Consider the following 16538-nt stretch of genomic DNA (forward strand, 5'->3'; position numbering starts at 1 on the left):
TTCCGGCTTCGGGTCGGGCGCGATCCTACATCCATGTAGGTCACGCCCTCTCGGCGCATCCATGCGCCTCGCCCCGGCCTACAGGAAACGCTTCGGCGATTTTCAGCCGGACCAGGGTATCGCTGTAAGAGATTTATTCTCTTGTCGTTATTCCGTTGCTTTAAGATTAAAAATTACTGGGGATTGGTTAGCCCACAGGGAGAGGGAGAAAAACAGGCATCAGGCGTTGGACTTGACCAATAGCGTCAGCACTTCGTAGTGCGCGGTATGCGGGAACATATCGAACAGCTGCACGCGCGCGATGCGATACCCGGGCAGATCCCGGAGATCTTTCGCCATCGTCTGCGCATTGCAGCTGGAGTAGATAATAAACGGCGGGGCCATCTGGCTCAGGTAGTCGCACAGCGCTTTGCCAATCCCGCGACGCGGGGGGTTGACCAGCACCAGGTCCGGCACATCTTGCTGACCGGTGGCAAACTGGGTTGAATCCAGCGCCTGGAAATGCAGATTTGTTAACCCCAGCTCGCTGGCCGACTGCGTGGCACAGGCGATCGCCTCGGCGGAGATTTCGATTCCCGTCAGGCGCATCTGCGGCGTGGCGCAGTGCAGACCAAAGCCGCCGACGCCACAAAACAGATCCCACATATGGTTCACCGGCAGCAGGCCGACCCAGTCGCGCGCCGTGGCATACAGCTGGCTGGCCACCGTCGGGTTGGTCTGGAAAAAGCTTTTCGGGCGGATCCACAGCGGCACGTCGTTGAAGCGCTCGGCCAGCGCCTGCGCCGGAGTAAAGAAGATCTCCTCCTCCCCTTCCATGATCGCCATATGCACCGGCTGAATGTTCGCGGTGATCACCTTCAGCTGCGGCAGCTGTTCCTGCAGCCACGGCAGCGCCGCGCGCAGCTGGGCGACTTTAGCGTCGGAGCGCAGCACAAATCGCAGCATCATCCCGCCATCCTGCTGGCTTTCGGTCAGCAAAAGATACTTCAGCTCGCCGCGCTTGCGCTCGACGCTATAAGGCGTAAGGCCCGCGCGGGCAATAAAGGGTTTCAGAGCCGCAAAGACCGGGGCGAAAGAGGCGGGATAGAGCGGGCAGTCGGTCAGATCTTCTGGCGTGCCGTCGCGGTGCAACATTCCAAGCAGCGGTTTTTCGACGCTGCCGCTCACCACCATTTTGGCTTTATTGCGAAAAGCCTGCTCCGGCCCGCCGATCGGCGCGCACCACTCCGCCACCGGTAAGTCAGACAGTAACGTCTGCAGGTCGGACATTTTGGCGGAAAGCTGAGAAGAGACCGGCTGTTCAATCCACTGACAGGAGCGGCAGCGACCGGCGTCATAGAGTGCGCACTGCATAACAAAACCTTAATACGTCTGGGGGCAGCGATTATACACGTTATTGCAAACGGAAAAACCGTCGGCTGGCAGGCGGAATAAACAGCAGGCACAGCACCAGCACATCGGGCAGCTTTTGCATCATCAGGGTGCGGAAAATTTCCTGTTTGGTCTCACCGGGGATGCTGAAAAGCTCCGGATAACCGTAGCCCAGCGACGAGGCCCACAGGTATGCGGTGGTGATGGCGTGGATCAACATATAGACCCAGCGCGCCCAGTTGCGCCCCTTGATCAGTGAAAATGCGCAGTAGATCTCGGCAGACACCAGCAGCAGGCTGCTAAAAAACACCAGCGTTAAGCTCCAGCTTTGCACGCTGCGGTGGATAAACTCGGCGATGCCATGCACCCCGAGGGTGCTGAAAATCATCACCAAATCGAGACCGCGGATCAAAATAATGGCGAGCGCCGCCACCTGAACCAGCGCAGGGACGTTTAGTCGGGCATGGGTATGGCGTGTTTTTTTAAAAAATCCCAATGTTTCACTTCCCTGAAAAACAGTGCCGCGACAAGCGCGGCACTTTACGGGAAATTTTAATCGTTTCAGTGGCGCCTTGCACGCTGGATATCACGCACGCGCTGTTTTTCAGACCGCGCCATCAGATACCAGGCGATAAGCCCGACAATGCCGACTACGCCCAGAATCAGCGTCGCCAGAGCATTTATCTCCGGATTAACCCCCATTCTGACGCTGGAGAAGACCAGCATCGGCAGCGTGGTAGCCCCCGGGCCGGAGACGAAGCTGGCGATCACCAGATCGTCGAGCGACAGGGTAAACGCCAGCAGCCAGCCGGAAATCACCGCCGGCATGATCATCGGTAAGGTGATGATAAAGAACACCTTCAGCGGCGTGGCGCCCAGATCCATCGCCGCCTCTTCAATCGAGTGGTCCAGCTCGCGCAGCCTGGAAGAGATCACCACCGCCACGTAGGCGGTACAGAAGGTGACGTGCGCCAGCCAGATGGTCAGCATGCCGCGATCCGACGGCCAGCCAATGGCGTGCCCCATGGCCACAAACAGCAGCAGCAGCGACAGACCGGTGATCACATCGGGCATCACCAGCGGGGCGGTGATCATAAAGGCAAAGCCGTTTGCGCCGCGAAAACGACCAAAACGCACCATCACCACCGCCGCAATGGTGCCGAGAATAACCGCCATCGTGGCCGCACAGGCGGCAATGGTCAGACTTAAGCCGACGGCGCTCATCATCGCGTCGTCGCGAAACAGCTCCCCGTACCAGCGCGTGGACCAGCCCGCCCACACCGTCACCAGCTTCGAGCTGTTAAAGGAGTAGATCACCAGCATCAGCATCGGGGCATACAGGAAAGTAAAGCCGACCACCAGGATCAGGATCCGCCACGGAGAGCGCACTACCGGTAAGTTGTTCATCCGTGATCCCCCATCTGTTTCTGCTGATATTTGTGGAACCACATGATCGGCACGATCAGCAGCAGCAACATCACGATCGCCACCGCCGAGGCCACCGGCCAGTCGCGGTTATTAAAGAACTCCTGCCACAGCACGCGGCCAATCATGATGCTGTCCGGACCACCGAGCAGTTCCGGGATCACGAACTCGCCAACCGCCGGGATAAACACCAGCATTGACCCGGCGATAATCCCGCCTTTGGTCAGGGGCACAATCACGCTGAAGAAAGTTTTCAGCGGACGAGCACCGAGGTCCAGCGCCGCCTCGACCAGCGAGTAGTCGATGCGCGTCAGGGCGGTGTAAATCGGCAGCACCATAAACGGCAGATAGGCGTACACAATCCCGATATAGACCGCCAGATTGGTGTGCAGAATAGTCAGGGGCTGATCGATAACCCCCAGCCAGAGTAAAAAGTTGTTCAGCACACCGTTGTTTTTCAGGATCCCCATCCAGGCATAGACGCGGATCAGAAACGAGGTCCATGACGGCAAAATCACCAGCAGCAGCAGGATATTGCGCGTCGACGGCTTACTGTGTGCCACCGCCCAGGCCAGCGGATAGCCCAGCAGCAGACAGCAAATAGTCGCCACGCCCGCCACCTGCAGCGACTGCAGATAGGCCTCAAAATAGAGCGGATCGTCGGTGAGCTGAAGGTAGTTGCCCAGATTGAGGGTCACCGACAGCTGAGCGTCGGCCCAGGCCACCAGATCGCTGTACGGCGGGATCGCGCGCGCCATCTCCGCAAGGCTGATTTTGAATACAATCAGGAACGGCAGCAGGAACAGCAGGATCAGCCACAGGTACGGCAGGCTAATCACCAGCTTGCGCCCGTGTGCCATCTGCATCCGGGTCAGCCAGGACGTTTGCGTGCCCATTTGTGTGCGGGCCGCAGGTTCAGGTTTGTTCATTGCCCTTCCTTATACCGTCAGCACAACGCAGCTGTCCGCATCCCAGCACAGACGCACTTCGTCGCCCCAGGTCGGGAGGCCTTTACGGTAGCGGTCCGTGTTCTGCAGCTGGGCGCTGATCATCTGCCCGCTTTTCAGGCGAACGTGATAGATGGAGAGATCGCCGAGGTAGGCGATATGCACCACTTCGCCCACGGCAAAGTTACAACCATCGGCGGGCGGCGCATCACAGAGGGTAATTTTTTCCGGGCGCAGCGCCACGTACACCGGCACGTTATCAACCACCGAGTTATCAACGGCCACTTTCAGCGGGTGGATCAGCCCCGGGGAGTCAATCACCAGCCCGTCTTCCTCGCGCGATTTCAGCAGCCCTTCGAACACGTTCATCGAGCCAATAAATTCCGCACTGTAGCGGGTGGTCGGGTGCTCATAAATCTCTTCCGGCTCGCCAATCTGCACGAACTTGCCGCGGTTCATGATCGCGATACGACCGGCCATGGTCATCGCCTCTTCCTGATCGTGGGTAACCATTACGCAGGTTGCGCCGACACGTTCAAGAATATCCAGCACTTCGAGCTGCATGCGGTCGCGCAGCTTTTTATCCAGCGCCCCCATTGGCTCATCCAGCAGCAGCAGCTTTGGCCGCTTCGCCAGGCTACGGGCCAGGGCTACGCGCTGACGCTGGCCGCCCGAGAGCTGGTGTGGCTTACGCTTAGCAAACTCCTGCATGTGCACCAGGCTCAGCATTTCGGCGACCCGTGCGCTGATTTCGGCTTTTGGCAGCTTGTCCTGCTTCAGACCAAAGGCGATGTTCTGCTCGACGGTCATGTGCGGGAACAGGGCGTAAGACTGGAACATCATATTGATCGGCCGCTGATAGGGCGGCACCTGCGACAGGTCCACGCCATCGAGCACAATCTGCCCGGCGGTCGGCTGTTCAAACCCGGCAAGCATACGCAGCAACGTCGATTTCCCGCAGCCGGACGCGCCGAGCAGGGCAAAGATTTCGCCTTTATAGATAGTCAGGCTGACATCATCGACGGCGTGCTGGCCGTCGAACGATTTGGTCAGGTTACGGATTTCCAGCAGCGGGGTCAGCGCTTTACGGGTTTTCGCCTGTGGGCGGGGGATCGCGTCGTTCACGGGGTGCTCTCCGGCATCAATCAAACGGGTGCAGGCGCACCATGACGGTGCGCCTGATGCCGGGCAACGGTGCAACTGCCCGGCCTGATTCTTATTATTTACCGCTTTTCACTTTGGTCCACGCACGAGTGCGCACGCGGTCGATTTTCGGTTCTTGTACGCTGAGGGTGAACATTTTGGCGCGCACGTCAGCCGGCGGATAGATGCCCGGATTGTCACGCACTTCGGCGCTCACCAGCGCGGTGGCGGCTTTGTTGCCGTTGGCATAGAAGATGTGATCCGAGATATGGGCAATCACGTCCGGACGCAGCAGGTAGTTCAGGAACTGGTAGGCTTCGTCTTTGTTCTTCGCATCCGCAGGCATCGCGAAGACGTCGAAGAAGGCCATCGCCCCCTCTTTCGGGATAGAGTAGGCGATATTCACGCCATTTTTGGCCTCTTTCGCACGGTTAGCCGCCTGCAGAACATCCCCTGCCCAGCCGATCGCCACGCAGGTGTCGCCATTTGCCAGGTCGTTAATGTACTGGGAGGAGTGGAAGTAACGGATATTTGGACGCAGCTTCAGCAGCAGATCGGTGGCCGGGCCGGTGTAATCATCCGCTTTGGTGCTGTTCGGATCTTTACCAAGGTAGTTCAGCACCGTGGCAAAAATCTCTTCTGGCGCATCGAGGAACGAGACGCCGCAGCTTTTCAGTTTTTCGAGGTTTTCTGGCTTCAGCACCAGATCCCAGCTGTTCACCGGCGCGTCGGTACCGAGCGCTTTTTTCACTTTCTCGACGTTATAGCCAATACCGGTGGTCGCCCACATGTACGGCAAGGCGTATTTGTTTTCCGGGTCGTGCTTGGCAATCAGCTTAAGCAGATCGGGATCGAGGTTTTTCCACTCCGGGAGTTTGCTTTTATCCAGCGGCTGGAAGACACCGGCCGAGAGCTGACGCTCCAGGAAACTGGCTGACGGTACCACCAGGTCAAAGCCGGTGCTGCCCGCCATCAGTTTGCCTTCCAGCACTTCGTTGGAATCGAAGACGTCGTAAACCACTTTAATACCGGTCTCTTTTTCAAAATTAGCGACGGTGTCCGGCGCAATATAATCAGACCAGTTATAGATATGCAGCGTTTTTTGTTCCGCAGCGAGCGTACCAGCAGAGACAGCCATCAGAGCACCGGCAATCAGCCCCGAAACCCAGGTTTTTTTTAAAGCGATCATAGCGTTTATCCTTCTGAAAGCGCGTTAACAAACGCACTAAAAATGAACACTCTTAGTCTATGCAAGAATCGTGCATAATTTATCACTCTGCCAGCAGCAGAAGATATTGCTCTGTTGGCAGTATCTGCTCGCAATTAACAGCATCGCAAGAATAAACTGTAGCTTGTCTTTGCGGCTATAGCCCAGATTAAAAAACGCCTTTTATCAATTTTTTATGCAGAATCGGTCTACGTGATAAGCCGAAAAACGAGGAAGGTGGTGAATAATTCTTTAAAGAAAGGTTAAAGCCAGCACAAAAGAGGGTGTTACGCAGCCGCCACGACAGCGACTGCCTGAATGTCAGACAAGATTAGTGCAGGAACGGCGTAGCCGCGTCAGGATTCTCAGGCTCGTCTTCGGTGTTAAACAGCATGTGATGGGCGTTGGCTTCCAGCATCACCATCGAGATCTGCTCTTCGCTCTGCTGGAAAAAGCCTTCAAACTGCTGATAGGTTAACCCCGTGGCAGCGAATAAAGACTGGCAAACCACCAGCTTTGGCAGATTATCATCCTGTATGTCGAGAAAGGCTTTGACCGTCAAAGAACTGGCATTGATGGCTGACAGATCCGATGCTAACGCCAGCAGCGCTGTGGGTTTGACCTCCGCGAGGGCGGAAAAAAGAATGACGTCATTGATCACATCGAGCTTGGCATCGAACACGCCGTCAAAATTTTGCATGTGCGGCAGGTGCAACGCCTGACAGGTATCGCATTCAAAAAAGCTGATGCTCATATCGTCGAGCCATTGGCGTAACGTATCAAGTGTCGGTACGACGAGTGAATCCATAACCGTGGAGCCCCTTAAGAATTAATTCGCTAGCTTACGCAAAAAGTGTGCGTCATACCATTTATCCGCCCGTTTTCAGGCAAAACTCCGGCGTGGCATGACGTTCGATCCAGTCGATCATTTTCCCGGCGACATCAACCCCGGTGGTACTTTCAATGCCTTCGAGCCCCGGCGAAGCGTTGACTTCCATCACCAGCGGCCCACGATCGGCACGTAAAATATCGACACCGGCAATATCGAGACCCAGGGTGTGGGCGGATTTCAGGGCGATTTCACGCTCGCGTTCAGTGATCTCCGCCACCCGCGCCACGCCGCCGCGATGCAGGTTGGAGCGAAAATCGCCCTCTTTGGCCTGACGCTCGATGGCGGCCACCACTTCGTCGCCTACCACCAGACAGCGAATGTCACGCCCTTTTGCCTCCTGAATATACTCCTGCACCAGAATATGCGCATTCAGACCACGAAAGGCGTCGACCACGCTCTCTGCTGCCTGACGCGTTTCGGCCAGCACCACGCCGATCCCCTGAGTGCCTTCCACCAGCTTCACCACCAGCGGCGCACCGCCCACCATGTCGATCAGATCGCTGGTATCGTCGGGAGAGTGGGCAATACCGGTGATCGGCAGGTCAATTCCCTGGCGCGCCAGCAGCTGCAGGGAGCGCAGCTTGTCGCGCGCGCGGGTAATGGCAACGGATTCATTCAGGGGATAACTGCCCAGCAGCTCGAACTGGCGCAGCGCGGCGGTGCCGTAAAAGGTGATCGCCGAACCAATGCGCGGGATGACCGCGTCGTAATGCGGCAGCTGGCGTCCTTTATAGTGAATAGAGGAGGCCGCCGGGCTGATATTCATATAGCAGGACAACGGATCGAGGACTTCCACCAGATGGCCGCGTTTATGCCCTGCTTCACGCAGGCGCTTACACGAATAGAGCGTTCCATCCCGGGACAATATGGCAATTTTCACCCTGCACCTCTCAGATATGATCTGGTCAAAAGCCTGCGTATCATACACGCAGGCAGGCACAGGATGAATGGACTTATCGCGTCGCCCAGCCCTGTTTATGCAAATAATCCAGAATAAACGGACGGTTCTCTTTGATGATGGTGCGCTGGATATGATCGCTCCAGGTATCGCGACGGTTATTGGTCGCGCGGGAGAGGTAGTAGTTCGCCAGCTCCTCGTCGTACCGGGCAAGAACCTCGCTGTCCACCGGCTGGTAGTGGTTTTCATGTACCACCATCGCCGCAGGCAGGCGCGGCTTAACGTCCGGATTATCTGCCGGCCAGCCGAGGCAAAGACCGAACAGCGGCAGAACGTGTTTTGGCAGCTGCAGCAGCTCGGTCACCGCCTCGATGCTGTTGCGGATGCCGCCGATGTAGACCCCGCCCAGCCCCAGTGATTCCGCCGCCGTCAGCGCATTCTGCGCCAGCATCGCGGTATCCACCACGCCGAGCAGCAGCTGTTCTGCCAGGCCGAGCTGCGCCTCGGGGCAAATCTGCAGATGACGATTAAAGTCGGCGCAGAACACCCAGAACTCTGCCGCCTGTGCCACGTGTTTTTGCCCGCCGGTGAGGGTCACCAGCTGTTCGCGCATCGCCGGGTCAGTGATACGAATAATCGAGCTGCACTGTAAGAAGCTGGAGCTGGAGGTCCCTTGCGCGCCAGCAATAATTGCTTCACGCTGGGCATCGCTGATGGGTTGGTCGGTGAAATGGCGAATCGAGCGGTGGGAACGGAGCAAATCAATAACAGGTGTCATCTCGTCTCTCTTTACGGCTTAACTGACAATATTGGCCAGTATAGGCAAAGATAACCGTGCTGTAATTGGCCAAATATAGCCTGTAGATATCAATGCAAAAGGCAGAACCTGCTTTTCATTACTGAGCGTTAGCGGCAATATAGGCCGTATTCGCCGTCAGGCTTAGATTCAGGAGAGAGAAATGTTTGCAGTTATTTTTGGACGTCCGGGTTGCCCTTACTGTGTGCGCGCGAAAGATCTGGCAGAAAAACTGACCGCCGAGCGTGAAGATTTTAACTACCGCTACGTGGACATTCACGCGGAAGGCATTTCCAAAGCCGACCTGGAACAGACCGTGGGTAAACCGGTTGAAACCGTTCCGCAGATCTTCCTCGACCAGACCCATATTGGCGGCTTTACTGATTTTGAAGCCTACGCCAAAGAGCATCTGGGACTTTTCGCTGCCCAGTAAGTCTTTAACGCCCTCCCCGGAGGGCGTTTTTAGTTTCACGACGATGTTCGACTGCCCTGCGGACAAACAGAAAGAACAGCGCGCCCAGCGCACACCAGAACACCCCGCTCAATAGCCAGGCCAACTCCTGCATAATCGTGCGCGACGGGATAAACACCATACGCATCACCACCAGACAGATGGGTGCAGCAAGAATGGCACCGACCAGGGGTCGGACCACTTCCCCACCTCGAGAAACAAAGCTGGCAACGATACCCGGCAGGATAAAGCACAGCAAACCCAGCTCAGGATGTCCGGAGGCGATAAAAGCCCCTTGCACTTTGAAAGTCAGGCAGATACACACCGCCGTAAACAGTAAAAAGCAGCACGCGATACCCGGCCAGTTACGTTTAATATTCAAATCCTCCCCCTGCCCTGTCAGGCAAATACATTTTTCGTCACGTAAACACCCAATTAGATGAGTAAAGCGGCACTCCATGCCTGAAACAGTCGGTGATGATTTCATCGCCATCGAATTCCGATAACTGTTAAAAATAAACTAATTATTTGATATTTTTTTGTGAGCTAACTATAATGCGCGATCAGGCGCAGCCTTCTCGTCTTACAGCGCAAACATAGCCTAAATAGCCCATCCATTCAACCACTTACTGGTAAACGAAAAGTTATCCTCCGTGAACATAAACGTCGCAGAATTGTTAAACGGGAATTACATCCTGTTATTATTTGTGGTACTGGCTCTGGGTCTTTGCCTGGGTAAATTACGTCTGGGATCGGTCCAACTCGGTAATTCCATTGGCGTTTTAGTGGTTTCTTTATTATTAGGCCAGCAGCATTTCAGTATTAACACCGATGCCCTGAACCTGGGTTTTATGCTGTTTATTTTTTGCGTCGGTGTTGAAGCCGGACCCAACTTTTTTTCTATTTTCTTCCGCGACGGCAAGAATTATCTGATGCTGGCGCTGGTAATGGTCGGCAGCGCCCTGCTTATCGCGCTTGGCTTAGGCAAACTGTTTGGCTGGGATATCGGGTTGACGGCGGGCATGCTGGCCGGATCGATGACCTCGACGCCGGTTCTGGTGGGTGCGGGAGATACATTGCGCCATCTCGGCCTGAGTGATGCCCAGCTGTCGCTGGCGCTGGATCACTTAAGCCTGGGCTATGCGTTGACCTATCTGATTGGGCTGGTGAGCTTGATTGTCGGCGCGCGCTATTTACCGAAACTGCAGCATCAGGATCTGCAGACCAGCGCCCAGCAAATCGCCCGTGAGCGCGGCCTGGACACCGACAGCAAGCGCAAAGTGTATCTCCCGGTGATTCGCGCCTATCGCGTGGGGCCAGAGCTGGTGGCCTGGGCCGACGGCAAAAACCTGCGTGAACTGGGTATCTACCGCCAGACCGGCTGCTATATCGAACGTATTCGCCGCAACGGCATCCTGGCAAACCCGGATGGCGACGCGGTTCTGCAGATGGGCGACGATATTGCGCTGGTGGGCTATCCGGATGCACACGCGCGCCTCGACCCGAGCTTCCGTAACGGCAAAGAGGTTTTCGACCGCGACCTGCTGGACATGCGCATCGTCACCGAAGAGATCGTGGTCAAGAATCACAACGCCGTCGGACGTCGTCTGGGACAACTTAAGCTGACCGATCACGGCTGCTTCCTGAACCGGGTTATCCGCAGCCAGATTGAGATGCCAATCGACGACAATATCGTCCTGAACAAGGGCGATGTACTGCAGGTGAGCGGCGATACCCGCCGCGTAAAAACCGTCGCCGACCGCATCGGCTTTATCTCCATCCACAGTCAGGTGACCGATCTGCTGGCCTTCTGCGCCTTCTTTATCGTCGGCCTGATGATTGGGATGATCACCTTTCAGTTCAGCAACTTTAGCTTTGGCATCGGTAACGCCGCGGGCCTGCTGTTCGCCGGGATTATGCTCGGCTTCCTGCGAGCTAACCACCCGACGTTCGGTTACATCCCGCAGGGCGCGTTGAACATGGTGAAAGAGTTTGGCCTGATGGTGTTTATGGCGGGCGTAGGCTTAAGCGCGGGCAGCGGCATCAGCCACAGCCTGGGTGCAGTGGGCTGGCAGATGCTGGTGGCCGGACTTATCGTCAGCCTGGTACCGGTGGTGATCAGCTTCCTGTTCGGCGTGTGGGTTCTGCGTATGAACCGTGCCCTGCTGTTTGGCGCGATGATGGGTGCCCGCACCTGTGCGCCCGCAATGGAAATCATCAGCGATACCGCCCGCAGCAACATTCCGGCGCTGGGGTACGCAGGCACCTATGCTATCGCTAACGTGCTGTTAACCCTGGCGGGGACGCTGATTATCATCATCTGGCCAGGGCTGGGGTAGAGAGGGATTTTGCGCACTGGCGAAAAAAATTTCGCGATGCGCAGAACTTTTCGTTCAGACGTCAGTCATAACTATTGCCACTGCTTTTCTTTGATGTCCCCCAATTTGTGGAGCCCATCAACCCCGCCATTTTGGTTCAAGGTTGATGGGTTTTTTGTTGCCTGCTATATTACCCCTTAAAAATCACTATGTTATAGCCTCTAGACAGTGCCATTGGCGACAAAGTGGCGACAGAGATACAAAGTGTGAGATTCTTTACATGGATAAAGTGAATACCGTTTTGGTCCTCCTGATTACACTATCGCTAGCTCTGATAGCACTGTTCACGGGAACTGGTTCAGTTTCAGGTACAATACCGATTGGAAGTTCTGGCGTTTCATTCCTAGCACCAAAAGCAATACCTCTTATTCTGATGGTCATTTGGTTATTGCTATGGCAACGCTTCATGGTTCTCTCAATGCATGAAAATAAACCCGAAATAGACACATTAATCCAAAACAAACTGAACGTATCGGGCTTCGTACATAAAGTGTTCTCTGCTAAAAAGGTTGGGTTTCCTGGAGCTTATGCCGTGAGCAAATGGGCATGGCCCGATCCAAAAATCCCACAAGCAGCAACTGGAAACTACGTTCATTATGAAAGAGGGTTGCTGGCTCGGAGGTTCAAGTTTTCATATTTTGGCAACGATTCTACAGGCGGAGGGATGTTTGTTCATTTCGGACCAAAAGCGAGCAACATCAAGAACGGGACGCTGACCCCATTAAATTTGGGTTATTGGAAGTGCCTGCTTTTTGAGATGAAATTTCTTGTTATTCGCCTTTTCGATACCCCTTCAGTAGGGCAGCACTACATACCCCATGTAATTGCATGGGCTACAGTTCTAACAATCATCATCACAACAATATATCAATAAACCATCTAATTTTTTCAGTTTCGAACCGTTAACAGAAAGCGTTGCAATACAAACCAGCCAAAGCTTTTTGCACAAAAAAACCTGCTTTAGCAGGTTTTTTTTCATCCAGTGAATGGATTGCTGACCGCTATTTGTTGGGTGTGGTGGTGCAGGATTTATTTTTCCGGGGGTGACAATGAATCTTTCTACGGTTTCCATCATCACAAAAGCGGTGTCCAGCTCGCCACCGATTACCAGCAGCAGCCAGATATCTGGCGCAGTGAGCTGGTGTGGTTGATCTGAGTTGAGCTTATTGCGCAGTATTTGAACGTTCATACCTGCATTTTCTGCAAGCTTGGCCATGTTGTGGCGTAGAGCGAAGGTCCGGCAGGCTTCATCAAAGTGTCTGTTTTTGGAAACTTTATAATCAAACATAGTTTTCATCTCCGAACTTATCGCAAAATCGAACCTTAAAAGTGACTGCGATAAGCAAAAGTTTCTTAAGCCGATAGTGCATCTAAAGTCAGAGCAGCCATGTTAATCATGACCTTTTCGCGCTTTTTATCTTTACGAAGACGATGGCGGGGAAGGCGACCATCAGCCAACATGTAATTGATCGTATCGACTGGAAGGCCTGTAAGTTCGCTATAGCGCTCAATTGTGACGTGCGGTGTATTCAGAGTGATTGAAATGTTTGGGGTCATGGTGCAACATTCCTTCTTTAGTTCGGCTTGTGGCGAGCCGTTGTTTCTCGTGATTAGCTGTGAAGGCTCCAAAAGAACACTTCGAGTTCAACTTTAAGGTCGCTCCTGGAGTCTTCGAATGCAATTTAGATTCTTTTGGAGGACTTTGGGATTTCAATAGCGGCGGTAAGGAAGTGATTGAGCGGTTAGTTGAAGCATACGGTTTCAGCACACGGCAGGCCCTTTGCGATCACTTGGACGTGTCCAAGAGCACCATGACTACGCGTTACATGCGGGACATCTTTCCTGCTGATTGGGTTTTACAATGTGCGATGGAGACGGGGAACTCACTTAAATGGCTATCTTTTGGTCAAGGAGAAAAGAAAGCTAGTTTAAAAATAGACACCCGTACTTTACCCAAAAAAAGATTAAACAATGGGCGACTGGAAGATAATGGCTCATATGTCTTTGATAATGCTTTTCTACCTACAGACTTAACAGATGGATTAGTTATATCGGACGAACAATCAGAACTTATTTGTGAACTGAAATTTGAAGACGTGCGCGATGGCAAGTGGCTGGTTGATATAGATGGTGAAAGTTCTTTCAGAAAAATAACTCGCCTTCCCGGCGGTAGAGTGCATGTTACTTCAGAAAACCATTCATTTGAGTGTGCATTAACCGACATTAGCATTGTTGCTAAAGTTATGATTAGTTGCATTCGCTGACGTCATAAAACAATCAAAAGGATACTAAATTGGAACGTGGAGAATTCGATTGGCGCTGGAATGAACAAACCACATTTTCATTGAATGGAGAGGATGAATTTTTTTCAGAGGATAAGCTAGATAGAAGAATGTACGCTGAATACCTTTACTTTTATCTCGAAAATAAAGGCCGCGTTAATAACACCGTCATTAATCTAAATGCTGAATGGGGAGCAGGAAAAAGCTTTTTTATAAAAAGATTCTATAATTCAATAGCAAAAGTTCATCCCTGTGTATATATAGATGCATGGAAACAAGATTTTTCTGACGATGCTTTCCTAACTTTATTTTCTTCATTATCACAACAACTTCAGAAATATGCAGGTGATCTTGACGCTCGTTTGATAGAGTGCGGTCAAGCTATTGGTCGATTTACCAAAGGTGTGATCCCCGTAATTCTATCTGGCCTCATGAAAAAATATACCGGAGTAGAAAGCGTTGGTGATATAGCTAAAGAAGCATCCCAATTGATGCTGAAAGAACACCAAGAAAAACTAAAAAGCATTCTTAGCTTGAAAAAAGAGCTTGCTCTGTGGTCAAGATTGGCATTTGATAAAGGTTTTTCAAGTCCCATATTCATTTTCATTGATGAGTTAGACAGATGCAGACCAGACTACGCAATTTCTTTACTTGAGATCGTAAAACATATTTTCGACATTCCTAACTTTGTTTTTATAATTGCGACAGATACAGATCAATTACAACATTCAATTAAAAATATCTACGGAAGTGATTTTTCAGCAAATGATTATTTAGGACGTTTCTTTCATAGGCGCTTTACATTAAAAACACCAGAAATGAATGTGTTAATTAATGGGATAATTCAGGAAAGGCTAGGTAACCGTTATAGTGAATCAGCTCTTCAATTATATCCTATAACATCTACTGTCGTGAACTTTTCCTCAAATATCTCAGCAGTGTTTGAGGCTTTCGAACTAAATCTCAGAGATTCAATTCGTAACGTTGAAAGGTTAATAGATCTGATGGAATCTGATTTGCTCAAGAAAAAATTAGATTATATTTTCCTTTTAACCTTAATGATTATCTATGATAAAGATCGCTCTATAATTGATTCTTTAATTGGGCGAAGCAAGAATGAGAATAGGTTACCCGACCTAATAAAAGAAAGCCGACATTTGAAGGGAGTGTCTAAATCCGTGATCAATCTAGCTTTAGAAACAAGGAAAAATTCATTAGGTATAAATTACTATTACAGAAGTGCAAATATGAGAATATCAATATCTGAAGTTGCGTCAGAAATTGACATTACATTCCTTAGTTATTTAACACATGCAATTTACTTCATAACTAATATCCACATGCTGAAAATTGATATTAGAAGAACGGGTTTAAACTCCTTAATGTCTTTCTCCACTGTACCTTCGAATGGTGAGGATACAATTAAATATCTCAATGGCGTCCTTTTGGAAAGAGAACATGATTTACAGCTTTACTCCTTAAAAAACTATATAGAATTCATAGAGTTGGCCACTTCATTTGATTAAGTAAATATTTAAAATTATAAAATCACACATTGAACACTGTTCAAATACACAGTTAAATTTAGCCCTCAGACATGAGGGATTTTTTATGGCAGTACGAAAACTCGACACAGGAAAATGGATTTGCGAATGCTACCCCGCCGGACGCAGTGGGCGTCGTGTGCGTAAACAGTTCGCAACCAAAGGCGAAGCATTAGCCTTTGAGCGTCACACGATGGATGAGGCTGAGGCTAAGCCCTGGCTGGGTGATTCGGTGGACCGTAGGACTCTGAAAGACGTTGTTGAGCTCTGGTTCAAACTGCACGGCAAATCCCTGACTGCTGGCGAGCATGTTTACGACAAGCTGCTCCTGATGGTCAATGCACTCGGAAGCCCTCTTGCTACAGTTCTCAGTTCCAAATTGTTCGCGCATTACCGTGACAAACGCCTGACGGGTGAAATCTATTTCAGTGAGAAGTGGAAGAAAGGTGCCAGCCTGGTAACTATTAACCTTGAGCAAAGCTATCTCAGCGGAGTTTTTAGTGAACTGGTTCGTCTTGGAGAATGGACAGCACCGAACCCGCTAGAGAACATGCGCAAGTTCACCATTGCCGAAAAAGAAATGGCCTGGCTAACGCATGAACAAATCACTGAGCTTCTGTACGATTGTCAACGCCAAAGCGCCCTACTCGCTTTTGTCGTCAAAATCTGCTTATGTACCGGAGCACGCTGGCGCAAAGCAGTGAACCTCACCCGCTCCCAGGTCGCAAAGTACCGAATCACGTTCGTCAGGACCAAAGGCAAGAAGAACCGCAGTATTCCAATCAGCAAAGAGCTGTATGAGGAAATCATTGCCATGGACGGCTTCAAGTTCTTTACTGACTGCTATTTCCAGTTTTTGTCTGTGATGGTCAAAACTTTCATCGTGCTTCCACGCGGGCAGCTAACCTACGTTCTGCGTCACACGTTTGCTGCTCATTTTATGATGACGGGTGGAAACATTCTTGCTCTGCAGAAAATCCTGGGCACCACGACAGCAGGATGACAATGCGCTATGCTCATCTAGCTCCTGATCATCTTGAAACTGCTATGCGATTCAATCAGTTAGCAACATTACCAAAAAGTGATATAGAACATTAATAAATATGGCCATAATCTTCATGAAGTTCTTTCTTTTGAAATGACATCAATTTCACTTTTCGTTGCCCCCTCTCTATTAAACAGAAAGGAGTTAACTTATTAAATT

Annotated in this window: 16 protein-coding genes and 2 pseudogenes; 6 read left to right on the plus strand and 12 right to left on the minus strand. The window is 51.7% G+C overall.

What is annotated here, in order from left to right; all coding sequences use genetic code 11:
* Nucleotides 1–219: 219 nt before the first annotated feature.
* From rlmC to nfsA, 9 genes are all read right to left on the minus strand, one after another.
* Nucleotides 220–1353: a 23S rRNA (uracil(747)-C(5))-methyltransferase RlmC gene (gene rlmC, locus ACRDD5_RS02400; RefSeq protein WP_438675809.1), complete on the minus strand. Its 1134-nt coding sequence runs from the start codon at nucleotides 1351–1353 to the stop codon at nucleotides 220–222.
* A 40-nt stretch (nucleotides 1354–1393) separates the two neighbouring features.
* Nucleotides 1394–1867 carry a YbjO family protein gene (locus tag ACRDD5_RS02405; RefSeq protein ID WP_271282125.1) on the minus strand — a complete coding sequence of 158 codons (474 nt, stop codon included), beginning with the start codon at nucleotides 1865–1867 and terminating at the stop codon, nucleotides 1394–1396.
* A gap of 65 nt (nucleotides 1868–1932) precedes the next feature.
* Nucleotides 1933–2778, minus strand: a complete 846-nt coding sequence (gene potI / locus ACRDD5_RS02410) for a putrescine ABC transporter permease PotI (protein ID WP_271282126.1) — start codon at nucleotides 2776–2778, stop codon at nucleotides 1933–1935.
* Nucleotides 2775–3725 carry a putrescine ABC transporter permease PotH gene (gene potH, locus ACRDD5_RS02415; RefSeq protein WP_438675810.1) on the minus strand — a complete coding sequence of 317 codons (951 nt, stop codon included), beginning with the start codon at nucleotides 3723–3725 and terminating at the stop codon, nucleotides 2775–2777. The genes potI and potH overlap by 4 nt, the downstream gene beginning before the upstream one ends.
* Before the next feature lie 9 nt (nucleotides 3726–3734).
* The gene (gene potG / locus ACRDD5_RS02420; protein WP_271282128.1) at nucleotides 3735–4868 is read right to left on the minus strand and encodes a putrescine ABC transporter ATP-binding subunit PotG; all 1134 of its coding nucleotides are present in this window, start codon (nucleotides 4866–4868) and stop codon (nucleotides 3735–3737) included.
* 94 nt (nucleotides 4869–4962) lie between these two features.
* Nucleotides 4963–6075: a spermidine/putrescine ABC transporter substrate-binding protein PotF gene (gene potF, locus ACRDD5_RS02425; protein ID WP_438675811.1), complete on the minus strand. Its 1113-nt coding sequence runs from the start codon at nucleotides 6073–6075 to the stop codon at nucleotides 4963–4965.
* A 349-nt stretch (nucleotides 6076–6424) separates the two neighbouring features.
* On the minus strand, nucleotides 6425–6901 hold the full coding sequence (locus tag ACRDD5_RS02430) for a YbjN domain-containing protein (RefSeq protein ID WP_438675812.1): 477 nt from the start codon (nucleotides 6899–6901) through the stop codon (nucleotides 6425–6427).
* Between the two features lie 61 nt (nucleotides 6902–6962).
* Complete coding sequence (rimK, locus tag ACRDD5_RS02435; RefSeq protein ID WP_438675813.1) at nucleotides 6963–7865, minus strand: 30S ribosomal protein S6--L-glutamate ligase; 903 nt, start codon at nucleotides 7863–7865, stop codon at nucleotides 6963–6965.
* 73 nt (nucleotides 7866–7938) lie between these two features.
* Entirely contained in the window at nucleotides 7939–8661 is a 723-nt protein-coding gene (nfsA, locus tag ACRDD5_RS02440; protein WP_438675814.1) for an oxygen-insensitive NADPH nitroreductase, read from the minus strand.
* Nucleotides 8662–8842: 181 nt separating this feature from the next.
* On the opposite strand from nfsA, the gene ACRDD5_RS02445 reads away from it, so the two are divergent.
* Nucleotides 8843–9112, plus strand: coding sequence for a GrxA family glutaredoxin (locus ACRDD5_RS02445; protein ID WP_032617267.1), 270 nt, complete (start codon nucleotides 8843–8845; stop codon nucleotides 9110–9112).
* Nucleotides 9113–9116: 4 nt separating this feature from the next.
* Here the strand turns inward: ACRDD5_RS02445 and ACRDD5_RS02450 are convergent, their stop codons facing one another.
* Nucleotides 9117–9512, minus strand: a complete 396-nt coding sequence (locus tag ACRDD5_RS02450; RefSeq protein WP_438675815.1) for an inner membrane protein YbjM — start codon at nucleotides 9510–9512, stop codon at nucleotides 9117–9119.
* A 271-nt stretch (nucleotides 9513–9783) separates the two neighbouring features.
* Here ACRDD5_RS02450 and ACRDD5_RS02455 point away from each other — a divergent pair, with 271 nt between their 5' ends.
* Together ACRDD5_RS02455 and ACRDD5_RS02460 are read left to right on the plus strand one after the other, a co-directional pair.
* Entirely contained in the window at nucleotides 9784–11469 is a 1686-nt protein-coding gene (locus tag ACRDD5_RS02455; protein WP_271282134.1) for an aspartate:alanine antiporter, read from the plus strand.
* A gap of 259 nt (nucleotides 11470–11728) precedes the next feature.
* Nucleotides 11729–12382: a hypothetical protein gene (locus ACRDD5_RS02460; protein ID WP_438675816.1), complete on the plus strand. Its 654-nt coding sequence runs from the start codon at nucleotides 11729–11731 to the stop codon at nucleotides 12380–12382.
* Nucleotides 12383–12548: 166 nt separating this feature from the next.
* Here ACRDD5_RS02460 and ACRDD5_RS02465 read toward each other — a convergent pair.
* Together ACRDD5_RS02465 and ACRDD5_RS02470 are read right to left on the minus strand one after the other, a co-directional pair.
* Nucleotides 12549–12796 (minus strand): annotated as a pseudogene (locus ACRDD5_RS02465) (phage regulatory CII family protein); the annotation flags it as partial.
* 65 nt (nucleotides 12797–12861) lie between these two features.
* Nucleotides 12862–13065: a regulator gene (locus ACRDD5_RS02470; protein ID WP_438675817.1), complete on the minus strand. Its 204-nt coding sequence runs from the start codon at nucleotides 13063–13065 to the stop codon at nucleotides 12862–12864.
* 59 nt (nucleotides 13066–13124) lie between these two features.
* On the opposite strand from ACRDD5_RS02470, the gene ACRDD5_RS02475 reads away from it, so the two are divergent.
* The 3 genes and pseudogenes from ACRDD5_RS02475 (at nucleotide 13125) to ACRDD5_RS02485 (ending at nucleotide 16432) form a co-directional block, all read left to right on the plus strand.
* A complete protein-coding gene (locus tag ACRDD5_RS02475; protein WP_438675818.1) occupies nucleotides 13125–13772 on the plus strand; it encodes a phage repressor protein CI in 648 nt (215 codons plus the stop codon).
* Nucleotides 13773–13801: 29 nt separating this feature from the next.
* Nucleotides 13802–15316: a KAP family P-loop NTPase fold protein gene (locus tag ACRDD5_RS02480; RefSeq protein WP_438675819.1), complete on the plus strand. Its 1515-nt coding sequence runs from the start codon at nucleotides 13802–13804 to the stop codon at nucleotides 15314–15316.
* 85 nt (nucleotides 15317–15401) lie between these two features.
* Nucleotides 15402–16432, plus strand: a pseudogene (locus tag ACRDD5_RS02485) (phage integrase).
* The last annotated feature ends 106 nt before the right edge of the window (nucleotides 16433–16538 follow it).

It is taken from the genome of Silvania sp. (genome assembly GCF_051656365.1).
Taxonomy (GTDB): Bacteria; Pseudomonadota; Gammaproteobacteria; order Enterobacterales; family Enterobacteriaceae; genus Enterobacter; species Enterobacter hatchlandensis.